15 protein-coding genes are annotated in these 15,119 nt (G+C 37.2%); all 15 read left to right on the top strand.

Annotation, left to right across the window (positions count from 1 at the left end; genetic code table 11):
• The first annotated feature begins 88 nt into the window (after positions 1 to 88).
• Positions 89 to 1,510, top strand: coding sequence for a F0F1 ATP synthase subunit beta (gene atpD / locus K6959_RS15145; protein ID WP_163240984.1), 1,422 nt, complete (start codon positions 89 to 91; stop codon positions 1,508 to 1,510).
• A 22-nt stretch (positions 1,511 to 1,532) separates the two neighbouring features.
• Positions 1,533 to 1,940 carry a F0F1 ATP synthase subunit epsilon gene (locus K6959_RS15140; RefSeq protein WP_163240986.1) on the top strand — a complete coding sequence of 136 codons (408 nt, stop codon included), beginning with the start codon at positions 1,533 to 1,535 and terminating at the stop codon, positions 1,938 to 1,940.
• 69 nt (positions 1,941 to 2,009) lie between these two features.
• A complete protein-coding gene (locus K6959_RS15135) occupies positions 2,010 to 3,773 on the top strand; it encodes a chorismate-binding protein (protein WP_163240988.1) in 1,764 nt (587 codons plus the stop codon).
• Positions 3,774 to 4,086: 313 nt separating this feature from the next.
• On the top strand, positions 4,087 to 4,461 hold the full coding sequence (locus tag K6959_RS15130; protein ID WP_163240990.1) for an NADH-quinone oxidoreductase subunit A: 375 nt from the start codon (positions 4,087 to 4,089) through the stop codon (positions 4,459 to 4,461).
• On the top strand, positions 4,452 to 4,964 hold the full coding sequence (locus tag K6959_RS15125) for a NuoB/complex I 20 kDa subunit family protein (RefSeq protein ID WP_163240992.1): 513 nt from the start codon (positions 4,452 to 4,454) through the stop codon (positions 4,962 to 4,964). Before K6959_RS15130 ends, K6959_RS15125 begins: the two co-directional genes overlap by 10 nt.
• A 3-nt stretch (positions 4,965 to 4,967) precedes the next feature.
• Positions 4,968 to 5,993 (top strand): NADH-quinone oxidoreductase subunit C, encoded by a 1,026-nt coding sequence (locus K6959_RS15120; protein ID WP_223086920.1) that lies wholly within the window; start codon positions 4,968 to 4,970, stop codon positions 5,991 to 5,993.
• Positions 5,994 to 5,995: 2 nt separating this feature from the next.
• Positions 5,996 to 7,096 carry an NADH-quinone oxidoreductase subunit D gene (locus tag K6959_RS15115; RefSeq protein WP_223086919.1) on the top strand — a complete coding sequence of 367 codons (1,101 nt, stop codon included), beginning with the start codon at positions 5,996 to 5,998 and terminating at the stop codon, positions 7,094 to 7,096.
• A complete protein-coding gene (gene nuoH, locus K6959_RS15110; protein WP_223086917.1) occupies positions 7,096 to 8,109 on the top strand; it encodes an NADH-quinone oxidoreductase subunit NuoH in 1,014 nt (337 codons plus the stop codon). Before K6959_RS15115 ends, nuoH begins: the two co-directional genes overlap by 1 nt.
• Before the next feature lie 49 nt (positions 8,110 to 8,158).
• A complete protein-coding gene (gene nuoI, locus K6959_RS15105) occupies positions 8,159 to 8,578 on the top strand; it encodes an NADH-quinone oxidoreductase subunit NuoI (protein WP_163241000.1) in 420 nt (139 codons plus the stop codon).
• On the top strand, positions 8,575 to 9,102 hold the full coding sequence (locus tag K6959_RS15100) for an NADH-quinone oxidoreductase subunit J (protein ID WP_163241002.1): 528 nt from the start codon (positions 8,575 to 8,577) through the stop codon (positions 9,100 to 9,102). Before nuoI ends, K6959_RS15100 begins: the two co-directional genes overlap by 4 nt.
• Positions 9,099 to 9,413: an NADH-quinone oxidoreductase subunit NuoK gene (nuoK, locus tag K6959_RS15095; RefSeq protein ID WP_163241004.1), complete on the top strand. Its 315-nt coding sequence runs from the start codon at positions 9,099 to 9,101 to the stop codon at positions 9,411 to 9,413. The genes K6959_RS15100 and nuoK overlap by 4 nt, the downstream gene beginning before the upstream one ends.
• Positions 9,414 to 9,506: 93 nt before the next feature.
• On the top strand, positions 9,507 to 11,375 hold the full coding sequence (gene nuoL / locus K6959_RS15090; RefSeq protein WP_223086915.1) for an NADH-quinone oxidoreductase subunit L: 1,869 nt from the start codon (positions 9,507 to 9,509) through the stop codon (positions 11,373 to 11,375).
• Entirely contained in the window at positions 11,372 to 12,874 is a 1,503-nt protein-coding gene (locus tag K6959_RS15085; protein ID WP_223086914.1) for a complex I subunit 4 family protein, read from the top strand. The genes nuoL and K6959_RS15085 overlap by 4 nt, the downstream gene beginning before the upstream one ends.
• A gap of 6 nt (positions 12,875 to 12,880) precedes the next feature.
• Positions 12,881 to 14,353 (top strand): NADH-quinone oxidoreductase subunit NuoN, encoded by a 1,473-nt coding sequence (gene nuoN / locus K6959_RS15080; protein WP_223086912.1) that lies wholly within the window; start codon positions 12,881 to 12,883, stop codon positions 14,351 to 14,353.
• A 188-nt stretch (positions 14,354 to 14,541) separates the two neighbouring features.
• Positions 14,542 to 14,778: a DUF1146 family protein gene (locus K6959_RS15075; protein ID WP_163241012.1), complete on the top strand. Its 237-nt coding sequence runs from the start codon at positions 14,542 to 14,544 to the stop codon at positions 14,776 to 14,778.
• Positions 14,779 to 15,119 lie beyond the last annotated feature (341 nt).

Below are 15,119 nucleotides of genomic sequence, written 5' to 3'. Positions count from 1 at the left end.
AATAATGCCAGATTCAAATTTTTCTTTTAAAGTATCTATGGTCCCCTATACTTTATATTGTCTACAGAGTACGTTAGGAGGGAAAAAGATGAGCAAAGGACATGTTCTTCAAGTTATGGGTCCGGTTGTTGACGTAAAGTTTGAAAGCGGACACCTTCCTGAGATCTATAACGCATTAGTCATTGATCAACAAGCGGATAGTGACTCAGGAGTTAATATTAAATTAACTCTTGAAGTAGCTCTTCACTTAGGTGATGATACTGTTCGTACAATTGCTATGGCTTCTACTGATGGTTTAACACGTGGAACTGAAGTTATTAATACAGGTGCACCAATTTCTGTACCTGTTGGAGATGTAACATTAGGGCGTGTATTCAACGTTCTAGGTGAATCAATTGATTTAGATGAACCGTTGTCTTTAGATGTTCGTCGTGATGCAATTCATAAAGAAGCGCCAAAGTTTGAGCAGCTTTCTACTGAAGCTGAAATTCTTGAAACAGGAATTAAAGTTGTTGACTTACTTGCTCCATATATAAAAGGTGGTAAAATTGGTCTTTTTGGTGGTGCTGGTGTAGGTAAAACAGTTTTAATTCAAGAATTAATTAATAACATTGCACAAGAGCATGGAGGTATTTCTGTTTTCGCTGGCGTTGGAGAACGTACTCGTGAAGGTAATGACCTCTATTATGAAATGTCAGATTCAGGTGTAATCAATAAAACAGCAATGGTATTCGGACAAATGAATGAGCCTCCAGGAGCACGTATGCGTGTGGCGTTAACTGGATTAACAATGGCTGAGTATTTCCGTGATGAACAAGGTCAGGATGTATTGTTCTTTATTGATAATATTTTCCGTTTTACACAAGCAGGTTCTGAAGTTTCAGCTTTATTAGGACGGATGCCATCTGCGGTAGGGTATCAACCGACACTTGCAACAGAAATGGGTAGATTACAAGAACGAATTACATCAACAAATGTTGGTTCTGTAACATCAATTCAAGCAATTTATGTACCGGCGGACGACTATACTGACCCTGCTCCTGCGACGACATTTGCTCACTTAGATGCGACGACAAACTTGGAGCGTAAACTTTCAGAAATGGGTATTTATCCAGCAGTTGATCCACTTGCTTCTACTTCTCGTGCATTATCACCAGAGATTGTAGGGGAAGAACACTACAATGTTGCTCGTAAAGTACAACAAACGTTGCAACGTTATAAAGAATTACAAGATATTATCGCGATTTTAGGTATGGACGAGCTTTCTGATGAGGATAAGCAAGTTGTAAACCGTGCACGCCGTATTCAGTTTTTCTTATCACAGAACTTCCACGTAGCTGAGCAATTTACTGGACAGCCAGGATCATACGTTCCAGTAAAAGAAACTGTTCGTGGTTTCAAAGAAATTTTAGAAGGTAAATACGACCACCTTCCAGAAGATGCGTTCCGTCTAGTAGGAACGATTGAAGATGTGATTGAGAATGCAAAGAATATGGGCGTAGAGGTTTAATTACGGATCAGGAGGGTAAAAAATGAAGACGATGAAAGTCAGTGTTGTTACTCCTGATGGCCCAGTATATGAGTCAGATGTGGAAATGGTAAGTACAAAGGCTCAGAGCGGTGAGCTTGGAATTTTACCTGGTCACATTCCAATGGTGGCACCGTTACAAATTGGCGCCATCCGTTTAATAAAAGATGGAAAAACAGAATATGTTGCTGTAACCGGCGGACTTTTAGAAGTTCGATCTGAGCAAGTAACAATATTAGCGCAAGCTGCTGAGAAATCAGAGAATATTGACGTTGATCGTGCTTTACGTGCAAAAGAACGTGCGGAAGAACGTCTACGTCAACAACGGCAAGAAAATATTGATTTCAAACGAGCAGAACTCGCGCTTCAACGGGCAATCAACCGTATTTCGGTAGCCCAACGTAAAATATAATTGAACAAAAAACCCTTTGGCGATGGCCAGAGGGTTTTTTTGAGCAAGTTATAAGGAGTGAGATGAACATTGATAAACAACAACAAACGTACGCTTTTCTTTCATTTTAAAGGAATAAATGATAAAAAACAGAAGATGATTTTTACAAATCCGATACACGAAGTTGTAGCTTGGACAGTCGATGAAGTTCGTCAGTCGTTAAAAAAAATATTGAAATATACTAAACAGGGCTACTATGCAGCTGGTTATATTGCATATGAAGCAGCACCGGCATTTAATAAAACTTATTCAGTTTGTGATGCAGGAGATATGCCTCTATTATGGTTTGGAATTTTCCCCGAAATAAAAACACAGGATTTGAAAATAACAAAAGGTAGTTATGAACTTGGGAGTTGGATTTCAACGATAAAACAGCAAGAGTATAATGAAAAAATTCGTACAATTAAAAGTGCCATTAAACTTAAACAGACAAAGCAAGTAAATTATACGATGCGTCTAAAAGCGAAATTTAAGGGAAACGACAGATTGCTATTTGATCATTTAAGCAACGCTCAAAATTCAGATTATCAAGCTTATTTAGATACTGGGAGGTTTAAAATTTTATCAGCATCGCCAGAATTATTTTTCAAATGGGATGGTAAAGAGCTGACAACAAGACCAATGAAGGGGACTGCAAGAAGAGGACGGTGGCTGGAAGAAGATGAAGAAAATTATAGCTGGTTAAAAAATTCTTCGAAAAATAAAACGGAAAATAAAATGGTCGTTGAATTGTTGCAAGATGAGTTGTGTACTGTTGCAAAAGAAAGTACTGCTCCTGTATCAAGTCTTTTTAACATAGAAAAGTACCCAACAGTTTGGCAAATGACTTCAACAATAAAGACCAAAACAAAAGAGGATGCAAGCTTAGAAGAGATTTTAACAGCTCTTTTCCCATCTGGATCGGTTACAGGAGTTTCTAAGTCAAGTGCAATGGATTTAATCGCCAAGTTAGAGGATTCTCCGCGTGGAGTCTACTGCGGTGCTATCGGTTATATATGTCCAGGGGGAGAGGCGGTTTTCAACGTACCAATAAGAACAGTCATAATTGATTCTACTAAGGGAATTGCGGAGTATAGTGCAGGCGGAGGGATAACAGCTAATTCACAAGAAAAAGAAGAATATGATGAAGTGTTTGCAAAGGCAGCTATTCTAAGTGTTAAGTCAGTACCTTTTCAGTTGCTTGAAACATTTCGATTACAAAATGGGCAATATAGCTTATATGAACATCATCTCAAACGTTTACAAGCATCGGCAAAATATTTTAATTATCCTATTTATATCAAAAAGATTAGCGAAGCATTACAGCAATTTAACGTAAAGCGATCGAACTTTATCGGAAAAGTAAGACTGCTTGTTAATAAGCATGGGGATGTGACAGTCGAGGGACAGCCGATCACAGAAAGGGTTAATCAAAAGAAGCGTGTAGTTATTGCTGATCGCCCGATTGATCGCACAAATGTGTTCTTTTATCATAAAACTACAAATCGCAGTATATATGAAGCGTATAGTGATTTAATAAACGATCAGATTGATGACGTACTATTATGGAACAATCGTAAGGAAGTAACTGAGTTTATAAATGGGAATATTGTTGTCGAAACGAACGGTAAAAAATATACCCCGCCAATAAGCTGTGGACTTCTCCCAGGAACATTTAGAGCACAATTGTTAAAAAATGGTGAAATAGAAGAAAGAATAATCTATCTTAATGAACTGCCGCAATTTTCAAAGGTTTGGTTGATAAATAGTGTTAGAGGATGGGTGAGCGTAAATCTATATTTAAGTAACAGCTAATATTATGTTTTATTTAAAAAGAAATTTCCGGAGAAAGGTCATTAAATATTGACAAAAGCATATGTTTTGGAAAAAGATACTTTTGTTCTTTTCCAGTGAAAAATTAGAAATAAAACAACTTGGCTTGTAGTAAAAGGTTTTGATTTTTTTGAGTTTAGCAGTTAGTTAAGTGATAAAAAATGATAATTTTTTAAGGTTGAAATAAATTCAAATATAATACATAGGGCTTGTCGACACTTATTTATAACAGTGTTATAATGGTCTCGGCTACAATTTGAAGTACGAAAATTTTATCACATTGGAGGGGATGGGCATGGAACTCTTGAACTTATATCAGAATAACTATTTGATTGTCTTTGTGTTCCTATGTCTAGGTATCTTATTACCAATAGTGGCTCTATTTCTGGGGAAGCTTCTGCGTCCTTATTCACCGAGTGAAGCGAAGTATACCACTTATGAGAGTGGACTTGAACCTTTTCACGATTCACGAATCCAGTTCAATATCCGCTACTACATTTTTGCCTTATTATTTTTAATATTTGATGTCGAGACTGTCTTTTTATATCCATGGGCAGTCGCTTATGAAAATCTGGGGATTTTTGCATTAATTGAAATGCTTATCTTCGTGTTTATGCTCACCATTGGACTTGTTTATGCATGGAAGAAGAAGGTGTTAAAATGGATTTAAAACTAAATGATATTTCACCTGAAGAAATGGAAGAGCTAAAGCGTAATGTATTTGTTGCTACACTTGAACAAATTAAGGCGTGGGCTCGAAGTAATTCTTTATGGCCAATGACATTTGGACTTGCATGCTGTGCGATTGAAATGATGGGGGTAGGATCTTCTCATTATGATTTAGACCGTCATGGATCATTTTTCCGTGCATCACCTCGTCAATCTGATGTCATGATTGTATCGGGAACTGTTACAAAGAAAATGGCGCCTATTGTACGCCGTTTATATGATCAAATGCCTGAACCAAAATGGGTGATTGCAATGGGTTCATGTGCAACGGCAGGAGGACCATATATTAAATCATATTCAGTCGTAAAAGGTGTAGATCAAATTGTTCCTGTCGATGTTTACATTCCAGGATGTCCACCTAACCCAGCTGCATTAATTTATGGCATTAATAAGCTACAAGAAAAAATTCGTTATGAGGCAAAGACTGGGAAGAAGGTGATTTAATCCATGAGCGATGAAAAGGACCTTGAACAATTAAAAAAGGAAGCTGCCGCGAAGGCTAAAGCTGCTGCATTAGCAAAAATGAAAGCAAAGTCAAGTGAAGGCTCAACAGATGAAGAAACCGAGGATATAGCGAAACAAAAGGCGGCCGCTGTTGCGAAGGCAAAAGCTGCTGCATTAGCAAAAATGAAAGCAAAGTCAAGTGAAGGCTCAACTAGTGAAGAAACCGAAGATATAGCGAAACAAAAAGCGGCCGCTGCCGCGAAGGCCAAAGCTGCTGCATTAGCAAAAATGAAAGCGAAGTCAACAGAAGGTCCAACAAGTGAAGAAACTACTAAAGATATAGCGAAACAAAAGGCGGCTGCCGCCGCAAAGGCAAAAGCTGCTGCGTTAGCAAAGGCCGCTGCAAAAGCGAAATCAAGTGTTGGAGATGATGCAAAGGCCAAAGCGATTGCAGCTGCAAAAGCAAAAGCTGCCGCTGCTGCTGCCGCAAAAACAAAAGGAACAAAAAAATCTACTAATGCTGTTGAAGCTACTGAAGAAAGAAAGCCGTCACCAAACCAACCATACCTTGATAAATATGTAAAAGTAATCGAAGAACACCTTGGTAAAGAGGTTCTAGAAGATTCTTATATTAACCCATTGTCAAAAGATGTCCCAACATTAGTAGCTTACCCTAATACTTATTATAAAGTTGCTGAGTTTCTAAAATATAATGAACAACTTGGATTTGATTACTTATCAGATTTACATGGGACTGATTTCCAAACACATATAGAAATATATGTTCATTTTTATTCATATAAAAACCGTCAGTCCGTTGCACTCAAAGTGAAGATTGACCGAGATGAACCTGAAATTGATTCACTGCAACCTTTATGGGCAGGAGTTGACTGGACTGAGTGTGAAACTTACGATTTATTAGGTGTTAAATTTAAAGGGCATCCGAACTTACATCGGATCTTGCTTGGTGAAGATTGGGTTGGTCACCCATTAAGAAAAGACTATGAGCCGTATGATGTGGAGGTGTAACTATGATTCGAACAGAAGAAATGATATTAAACGTTGGACCTCAGCATCCTAGTACGCACGGTGTGTTTTGTCTCGTTGTTACAGTTGACGGAGAGATTATAAAAGAAGCAAAACCTGTTATTGGTTATTTGCATCGCGGAACGGAAAAATTAGCTGAAAACCTTCAATATACACAGATTATTCCATATACAGATCGGATGGATTACTTATCTGCGATGACGAATAACTATGTAATTTGTCATGCAGTTGAAACAATGATGGGCTTAGAAATTCCAGAACGAGCAGAGTATTTAAGAGTAATGGCAATGGAATTAGGTCGAGTTGCTAGTCATCTTGTTTCATGGGGTACTTTTCTACTTGACCTAGGGGCAGTGAGTCCATTCCTTTATGCATTCCGTGAACGTGAAATGATTATTAACCTGTTAAATGAATTATCAGGAGCACGATTAACTTTTAATTATATGCGTGTTGGTGGGGTAAAATGGGACGCACCAGAAGGTTGGATAGAGAAAGTAAAAGAATTTATTCCATATATGCGTCAACAGCTAGAAGGTTACCACACTTTAGTAACAGGAAACGAGATATTTATGAATCGTGTAAAAGGTATTGGGAAATATTCGAAGGAAGATGCGATAAATTATTCCTTAAGTGGACCGACCTTACGTTGTACAGGAGTAAAGTGGGACTTGCGCAAAGATGAACCATATTCTATTTATGACCGCTTTGACTTCGATGTCCCAGTTCGTGAAGAGGGGGATGTATGGTCACGTTACCATCTTCGTATTGAAGAAATAGAAGAGTCATTAAAAATTTTAGAACAGGCGGCTGATCAATTCCCAAAGGATGGGGATATTATGGCAAAGGTGCCAAGAATCATTAAGGCTCCTAAAGGGGAGGCATTCGTCCGAATCGAGTCTCCTCGTGGCGAGATTGGTTGCTACATTGCAAGTGACGGTAAAAAAGAACCGTATCGACTTAAGTTTAGAAGACCGTCATTTTATAATCTTCAAATTCTCCCAAAATTATTAATAGGCCAAAATATTGCTAATTTAGTTGCGATTTTAGGAGCAATTGATATAGTCCTTGGGGAGGTGGACGGTTAATGATCGAAGATTTACTGCACTCCAGTCCGGGTTTATTGAACTTTGGGATTTTCTTTTTGCTTGCTGTCGTTTTTTTGTTTATCGTCTTGGGGTTCGTTGCTTACGCAATTTTAGCAGAACGGAAAGTAATGGGATTTATGCAGCTTCGTCACGGACCCAATCAAGTTGGCGGCCGTTGGGGATTATTACAATCGGTTGCAGACGTATTAAAGCTTTTGCTTAAGGAAGATACGATTCCTAAAGCCGCTGATAGACCATTGTTTATCATTGCGCCAGTGATTGCGTTTGCACCTGCATTTATGGTGTTGGCAACCCTTCCTTTTACAGATAAATTTCAATTTGCTGATATAGGAGTAGGCTTTCTCTATTACATTGCTATTTCTGGTTTAACAGTAGTTGGAGTTGTAACAGGTAGCTGGGCATCTAACAACAAATATGCCCTGCTTGGGGGGATGCGTGCCGCAGCACAAATGATTTCTTATGAAATTCCACTTGTGATGTCGGTGTTAGGCGTTGTTTTTTTAGCCGGAAGCTTGAATCTTAATGATATTGTATTAGCACAGGAAAAAGCTTGGTTCATTCTTTTACAGCCAGTAGCATTTATCGTTTTTCTTATAGCATCAGTAGCGGAACTGAACCGTGCACCGTTTGATTTGCCTGAAGCTGAATCAGAATTAATTTCTGGGTTCCATGTTGAATATTCAGGTTTCCGTTGGGCGTTTTTTATGCTTTCAGAGTATGTGTATGTTTTCGCAATGGCGTCTTTAACAACAATATTATTTTTAGGTGGATGGTTGCCTTTACCATTTTTAGGATTTATCCCTGGGGCTGTCTGGTTTGCTTTAAAATTCAGTCTTGTATTTTTCCTTCTCATGTGGTTTAGAATAACATTCCCACGGTTACGTGGAGACCAACTGATGGAGTTTGCTTGGAAGGTCTTGTTGCCGGTAGCTTTAGCAAATATCTTTTTAACAGCTATAGTAAAAGAAAATTTTAAAGCTATTCTAGGCTAAGTAATCATGTTACAGGTTGTTAATTTTTTAAAAACAAGGGGTGAAATACGTGCTCGGATTAACGAAAGGTTTGAAATACACCTTAAAAAATTTGACTCGAGAAAAGGTAACCTATGACTATCCTAATCAGTCGATTCCGCTGCCAGATCGATTTCGCGGAATACAGAAATTTTATCCAGAAAAGTGCATTGTTTGTAATCAGTGTGCGAATATTTGTCCAACTGACTGCATTCAATTAACTGGAAAAAAGCACCCTGATCCAAATAAAAAAGGGAAAATTATTGATACGTACGATATTAATTTTGAGATTTGTATTCTCTGCGATTTGTGTACGGAAGTTTGCCCAACAGAAGCAATCATTATGACAAACAACTTTGAATTGGCTCAATATAGCCGTGATGAGTTGTTTAAAGATCTAGAATGGTTAGATGAAAATGATGACAATATACGGAAGGTGAATAAAGCATGACGTTATCAGGTGAATTCATTGCGTTTCTTTCTCTTGCATTAGTAGCAGTGATAGGCGGCGTGCTCTTACTAAGACTTTCCAATGTTGTGCATATGGTTGTTTCACTTGTCTTTACCTTTGTCAGTATTGCAGGAATATATGTCTTGTTATCTGCCGAGTTTATTGCAGCAGTACAAGTGTTAGTTTATTCAGGTGCAATTACGATTATTATGCTCTTTGGAATTATGTTGACACGTCATGACGATCATAGTGTGTCTCAAGTTGGGAAATGGCGAAAGTTCTTTGTCTTTTTAGGTGTTCTTGGATTTGCATTTGCTGTTTATATTGGAATCTATGACCTAGAATTTCCGGAACAGCCAAATACATTGCATGAAGCAAATACAGAACAGATTGGGGAGACTTTATTTTCTAAATATGTCATTCCGTTTGAACTTACATCTGTTGTCCTTTTAGTTGCTTTAATCGGGGCAATTATTTTGGCGAAAAAAGATGAAGATGATGAAAAGGAGGCGGATTCGGAATGAGCTCTGTTCCAATTTCAGCCTACTTGGCACTAGCGCTAATTTTATTTTGTATCGGCTTGTATGGTGCTCTCACAAAACGAAATACTGTTATAGTCCTAATTTCAATTGAGCTTATGCTTAACTCTGTCAATATTAACTTAGTAGCTTTTAGCAAATTTGGGATGATACCGTCTATTACAGGTCAAGTTTTTGCTGTCTTTACGATTTCACTTGCAGCGGCCGAAGCTGCGGTAGGTTTAGCTATCTTAATGGCTCTTTATCGAAACCGTAAAACAGTTAATATTGATAAAATGAACATGTTGAAACATTAAAATAACAAAAAGAACAGAGTGACCATCTGGCGCACGACAGTTTGTTAGTTTTAGGCGTTCAAAAATGTGCGTTTTAAAAAGGGGATTGTGATAATGATGGAGACTGCATGGATCATACCGCTTTTCCCGCTTATATCGTTTTTGTTTATTCTTCTATTCGGAAAAAGATTAAAAGGGGCAAGTGCTTTCGTCGGAATTTTACTTACACTCGTTTCTTTTGTCTACTCATTGTTGGTGTTGTTTGAACGACTTTCGTCACCGACATACAAATCCGAAGCCACATGGTTAACAATAGGAGATGTTCAATTAACAGCGGGTTTTGAAGTTAATCAGTTAAATGCATTAATGCTGTTTATCGTTTCTCTCGTTAGTTTATTAGTTCATATTTATTCGAAGGGATATATGCATGGGGACGAACGATTTCCAGTTTTCTATGCTTACTTGGGCTTGTTTACATTTGCAATGTTAGGATTAGTTCTATCACCTAATCTGTTACAAACTTATGTGTTTTGGGAGCTTGTTGGTGTTGGCTCATTCTTATTAATTGGTTTTTATTTTTATAAAGATGAGGCAAAGAAGGCAGCTAAAAAGGCATTTATCATGACACGAATTGGTGACGTTGCTCTTTTGGTTGGCATGATTCTTCTTTTCTGGCAAGTTGGAAGTTTTGAGTACGATGAAATATTTAAAGCAGTTGATGCAGGTTCAATATCTGCTGGCATGATTACGTTAACGGCTATTTTAATCTTTGTTGGTGCTGTGGGGAAATCGGGTCAGTTCCCATTACATACATGGCTTCCTGATGCGATGGAAGGTCCGACACCAGTTTCAGCATTTATTCACGCAGCTACGATGGTTGCTGCTGGAGTTTATTTAGTAGCAGCATTATTCCCACTATTCACGGCGAGTCAAACAGCACTGCTTACAGTTGCAACTGTTGGAGCATTTACTGCTATATTTGCTGCTAGTATTGGATTAGTCCAGCGTGATATTAAGAGGGTACTTGCTTATTCAACAGTTAGTCAGCTAGGCTATATGATGTTAGCACTTGGCTCAGCTGGTTATGTTGCAGGTGTGTTTCATTTAATGACACATGCATTTTTTAAAGCACTTTTATTCCTTGCTGCTGGAAGTGTCATTCATGCAATTGGTACTCAAGATATCGAAAAGATGGGAGGTTTATGGAAAAAAATCCGTATAACCGGACCAGCATTTTTGATAGGAACTTTGGCGATTAGCGGGGTACCACTTTTCTCAGGTTTTTTTAGTAAAGATGAAATATTAATAGCCGCTTGGGCTAATGGTAACATCGTATTATTTTTACTTGGTGTTATTGCAGCATTTTTAACTGCGTTTTACATGTTTAGATTATTCTTCATGGTGTTTACCGGAGAAGCGCGCAGTAAGATGGAAAATGTTCAGGAATCACCAGGTGTAATGACATTTCCAATGATCATTCTCGCAATTTTAGCTATTTTTGCGGGCTATGTGAATACACCATGGTTCGGAACATTTTTAGGTAATTGGTTAACAGAAGGAACAACCTCATTTGGATCTAGTCATATTGAAGGGCCTATTTGGATCATGATCGTTGTAACGATTGTCTCTTTATTTGGTATTTTCCTGGCGTGGCTCATGTACGGCAAAGGTTCCTTATCGCGAGATTGGCTTAGCAGTAGAGCACCAGTATCGTACAATATTTTATACAATAAGTATTACATTGATGAATTTTATCAATTAACAATTATGAAGTTTACTAAAGGCTTTAGTCTCTTTTTACAATATATCGATAAGTTCTTAGTTGAAGGGATCATTAAAGTTGTTGTTGGTACAATACACGGGCTTGGAAAAACAGGATCAAAAATCCAAAATGGTCAAGTTCAAATTTATGGAACTGTTGCATTTGTTGGCCTAGCTGTGCTAGTAGTAGTTTTTGCATTGACTGGAGGGGATTTTAGATGAGTTTCCCATATTTTTTATCAGTATTAGTTTTCTCCCCTCTACTCGGAATCTTGATTTTAATGTTTGTACCAAAAACTCAAGAAGCTACAATTAAATTAATTGGATTTTTTGCTACTTTACCAGCATTAATCCTATCTTTATTTGCTTTTTTCAAGTATCGAGCCGGTACAGACCTCGCAGATTTTTCGTATAGTACTTCTTGGATTCAGTTTTTTGGAGTTAAAGGATCTGATGAATCATTCAGCATAAATTATGAATTAGCTGTTGATGGATTTTCATTAATTATGATTGTTTTAACAGCTATTATTACTACTCTTTCCGCCGTTGCCGCCATTTATATTAAGAAAGAGTGGAAAGGTTACTTTATGCTATTTCTATTATTAGAAGTAGGAATGCTCGGTGTTTTTTCGGCGCAAAACTTAATATTATTCTTTCTATTTTTCGAAATTACACTTATTCCAACTTTTTTCCTTATTGGAAAATGGGGTTATTTCGAGAAAGAAAAAGCAGCATTTAGTTTCCTTATATATAATGGTCTAGGTTCAGCCATTTTATTAATAGTTATTATGGTATTGTTTGCTCAGACGGGGACAACTAACATTGAAGGATTAAAAGAGATTTTAGGTTCAAGTGATTATTTTTCAGATTCATTTAAATTAGGTTTGCTAATTGCACTCTTAATTGCTTTTGGAGTAAAGCTTCCAATCTTTCCGCTTCATAGTTGGATGCTCCGAGTACACGTTCAGGCCCCGCCTGCAATCGTTATGATTCACTCTGGAATTTTGCTAAAAATAGGGGCGTTTGGTATTATCCGCTTTGGAATAGGACTTTTCCCAGAGCAGTTTACATCGCTTGCTGTTTTAATTGCTATATTAGGAGTTGTAAATCTGCTTTATGGAGCGTTTTTTGCATTTGTGCAAACAGACTTTAAAATGGTACTCGCTTACTCATCAGTGTCTCACATGGGTATTGTTTTAATCGGTTTAGCTGCATTAAATGAGGCTGGAATTCAAGGTGCGATTTTTCAAGTTGTCTCTCACGGATTAATTTCAGCATTGTTGTTTTTCTTAGTTGGAGTCTTTTATGAACGTGTCAACACAACACTTTTTCCTAATCTTGGTGGATTAGCAAAGGGTATGCCATTAATGTCTGGGTTCCTTCTTGCAGGTGCAATGGCTTCACTAGGGTTACCGGGAATGTCCGGATTCGTAAGTGAGTTTATGGCGTTTTTAGGACTGTTTAAGGAAATGCCTATCATCGCTGCAATTGGTGTAATTGGAATCGTGATGACAGCTGTCTACTTATTACGGGCTGTACTTAGTATCACATATGGTAAGGCAAACCGGGATTTTCAAGGAGTATCAGATATACGGTCAATCGAGATTTTCCCAGTGGTTATTTTACTTGCTTTAACCATTCTAATTGGTGTTTATCCAAGTGTTCTTAGTCAACCGCTGCAAACAACACTTGAGACTATCATGTTAGGGATTGGGGGGTGACGCAGGATGGATCTTGAAACATTGCTATCATTTGAATGGGGAGTAATGGCACCTGAATTTATCATCCTTGGCGTGGCTACACTCCTTTCAATACTCGATTTATTTTTACCTAAAAAGATTGATCGAAGGAAATTAGGCTGGATTGGATTAATTGGTATTGTTTTAGCGGTCATTTCATTAATTACGTTGCTTGATAATGAAACGACTTCAATTTTGGATGAGACCTTCCACCTTGATGAATTTGCAAAAGTATTTAAAATGTTACTGCTTGTTGGTACAGGATTGATTATGCTCTTTGCAATTAGTTATGAACCTAAAGAAGGAATGAAGGAATACAGAGGCGAATTTTATTATTTATTGCTAGCTGCTTTATTAGGTACAATGATCATGGCTTCAAGCAATGATTTAATTACATTGTTTGTAGGACTGGAGCTTTTGTCAATTGCTTCATATATTTTAGCGGGTCTTCGCAAAAAGCATTTGTTATCGAATGAATCTGCTATGAAATATGTCATCAATGGCGGTATTTCCACAGCGATTACATTATTTGGTTTTAGTTATTTATATGGAATTACAGGAACAACGAATCTAATAGAAATGAGTGAATTAATCTACTTATTAGATTCTGGATCACAATATGTGTATTTACTTAGCCTTGCATTTTTTATGGTTTTTGTTGGTTTATCATTCAAAATTGCGGCTGCTCCTTTTCATATGTGGGCACCAGATGTGTACCAAGGAGCTCCAACACCTGTTACGTCTTTTTTAGGTGTAATTTCCAAAACAGCAGGCTTTGTTATTCTCATTAGGGTACTTTACACAGTTTTTTTTTTCGTTCCATCAGAAGAAGGGGCATTCATTTTAGAAGTGCAAAATTATCTTGCATTCCTTGCAGGGGCAACGATGATAATTGGGAATGTTGTAGCTTTAAGACAACGAAATATTAAGCGTTTATTTGCTTATTCTAGTATTGCACATGCAGGTTATTTGTTAGTGGCAGTTACTGCAGGAGCGTTCATAGACATCATGTGGTTTTACTTGGTAGCTTATGCATTTATGACAATTGGGGCATTTGCTGTAATCCAAGTGATGACTGAGAAGTCAAATTCAGAAGATATTAGCCATTTTGCAGGATTATATCGTCGATCACCGTTACTTGCCATTAGTATGGGTGTTTTTATCTTATCTTTGGCAGGTATTCCAGGAACGGCAGGTTTTATTGGAAAGATTAAGATTTTTATTGCTACACTCTCAGGTGAACCCTTGTATGTTCTTGCGGCTGTTATGATTGGGACAACGGTTATCTCGTATTTCTACTATTTTGGTATTATGACACAAATGTTTTTCCGTCCACCAGAAGAACACTCAAAGGTGAAAGTTCAGCCTGTCATGATAGTTGTAATCTTAATCTGTGCAGCGGCTACGATTATTCTAGGTTTAGCACCAAATATCGCAATTGATTTTTTGTTTAAGCTATAGAGGTATAAGCTAATAATATATTGAAACGAAGGGCTCTTCAGCCCTTTCGTTTTTTAGCATAGAATTTTAAGAAAGAATGATAGAAAGCCTCTTTACATACAAATAAAGAGAAGATGTTTCTCGATTTTGTTTCTTCTTTTCTTATGATAAAATAGTTCTCAGACTGAATGTAAGGAGGTTAATTATAAATGATCTCGGATTTTAGTCAGCAAGCCCTTATTAGCATATTTATACATCTTGTCTTCATCGCTTTAGCTTGGTGGGCTTTGCAAGCATTAAATTTTGAACGATTATTAAAAGCAAATCATGTTTTTAAAGCGAGAGTCCTATACATATTGTTGTCAATTGTAATTGGCTCTGCAGTTAGTAACTTTTTTCTTGATTATTTATTTTGGTCACAGCAGCTCCCTTTTATGTTTGATTAACAATGTTCATTTTTAAACATAACATGTAGAAAAAGTATGTTCTACAAACGAGAGAAATTCTTTTATTGTTGTATTATTTGTAAATTAAAATGATGTAGAAAGACCTATATTTTATAAGAGTGATTTTTATTTTTGTGGGCTTTGTTAAACAGTATTGTTTTTTAGGTCATTCGTTTAGGATTTTTGTCTTTCGCGAATGAACCAATAATTCTGCAGAGTTATGAACATAGCCGTTTGTTTATAAGATAAGGACCGCCTCATCCCTTTTGATTTTGTTTTACTTAATAAGGAAATATAGGTCTTTATACATGTTTATATTTCTTCCTTTTTCCATTAGAATG

It is taken from the genome of Bacillus aquiflavi, assembly GCF_019915265.1.
GTDB classification, from domain to species: domain Bacteria; phylum Bacillota; class Bacilli; order Bacillales; family Cytobacillaceae; genus Bacillus_BT; species Bacillus_BT aquiflavi.
This window is presented reverse-complemented; position numbering and strand designations above follow the sequence as displayed.

What these genes read in the sequence shown, in the direction of transcription:
- atpD (WP_163240984.1), top strand. Translation starts at nt 89, where the DNA reads ATGAGCAAAGGACATGTTCTTCAAGTTATGGGTCCGGTTGTTGACGTA.
- K6959_RS15140 (WP_163240986.1), top strand. Translation starts at nt 1,533, where the DNA reads ATGAAGACGATGAAAGTCAGTGTTGTTACTCCTGATGGCCCAGTATAT.
- K6959_RS15130 (WP_163240990.1), top strand. Translation starts at nt 4,087, where the DNA reads ATGGAACTCTTGAACTTATATCAGAATAACTATTTGATTGTCTTTGTG.
- K6959_RS15125 (WP_163240992.1), top strand. Translation starts at nt 4,452, where the DNA reads ATGGATTTAAAACTAAATGATATTTCACCTGAAGAAATGGAAGAGCTA.
- K6959_RS15120 (WP_223086920.1), top strand. Translation starts at nt 4,968, where the DNA reads ATGAGCGATGAAAAGGACCTTGAACAATTAAAAAAGGAAGCTGCCGCG.
- K6959_RS15115 (WP_223086919.1), top strand. Translation starts at nt 5,996, where the DNA reads ATGATTCGAACAGAAGAAATGATATTAAACGTTGGACCTCAGCATCCT.
- nuoH (WP_223086917.1), top strand. Translation starts at nt 7,096, where the DNA reads ATGATCGAAGATTTACTGCACTCCAGTCCGGGTTTATTGAACTTTGGG.
- K6959_RS15100 (WP_163241002.1), top strand. Translation starts at nt 8,575, where the DNA reads ATGACGTTATCAGGTGAATTCATTGCGTTTCTTTCTCTTGCATTAGTA.
- nuoK (WP_163241004.1), top strand. Translation starts at nt 9,099, where the DNA reads ATGAGCTCTGTTCCAATTTCAGCCTACTTGGCACTAGCGCTAATTTTA.
- nuoL (WP_223086915.1), top strand. Translation starts at nt 9,507, where the DNA reads ATGATGGAGACTGCATGGATCATACCGCTTTTCCCGCTTATATCGTTT.
- K6959_RS15085 (WP_223086914.1), top strand. Translation starts at nt 11,372, where the DNA reads ATGAGTTTCCCATATTTTTTATCAGTATTAGTTTTCTCCCCTCTACTC.
- nuoN (WP_223086912.1), top strand. Translation starts at nt 12,881, where the DNA reads ATGGATCTTGAAACATTGCTATCATTTGAATGGGGAGTAATGGCACCT.
- K6959_RS15075 (WP_163241012.1), top strand. Translation starts at nt 14,542, where the DNA reads ATGATCTCGGATTTTAGTCAGCAAGCCCTTATTAGCATATTTATACAT.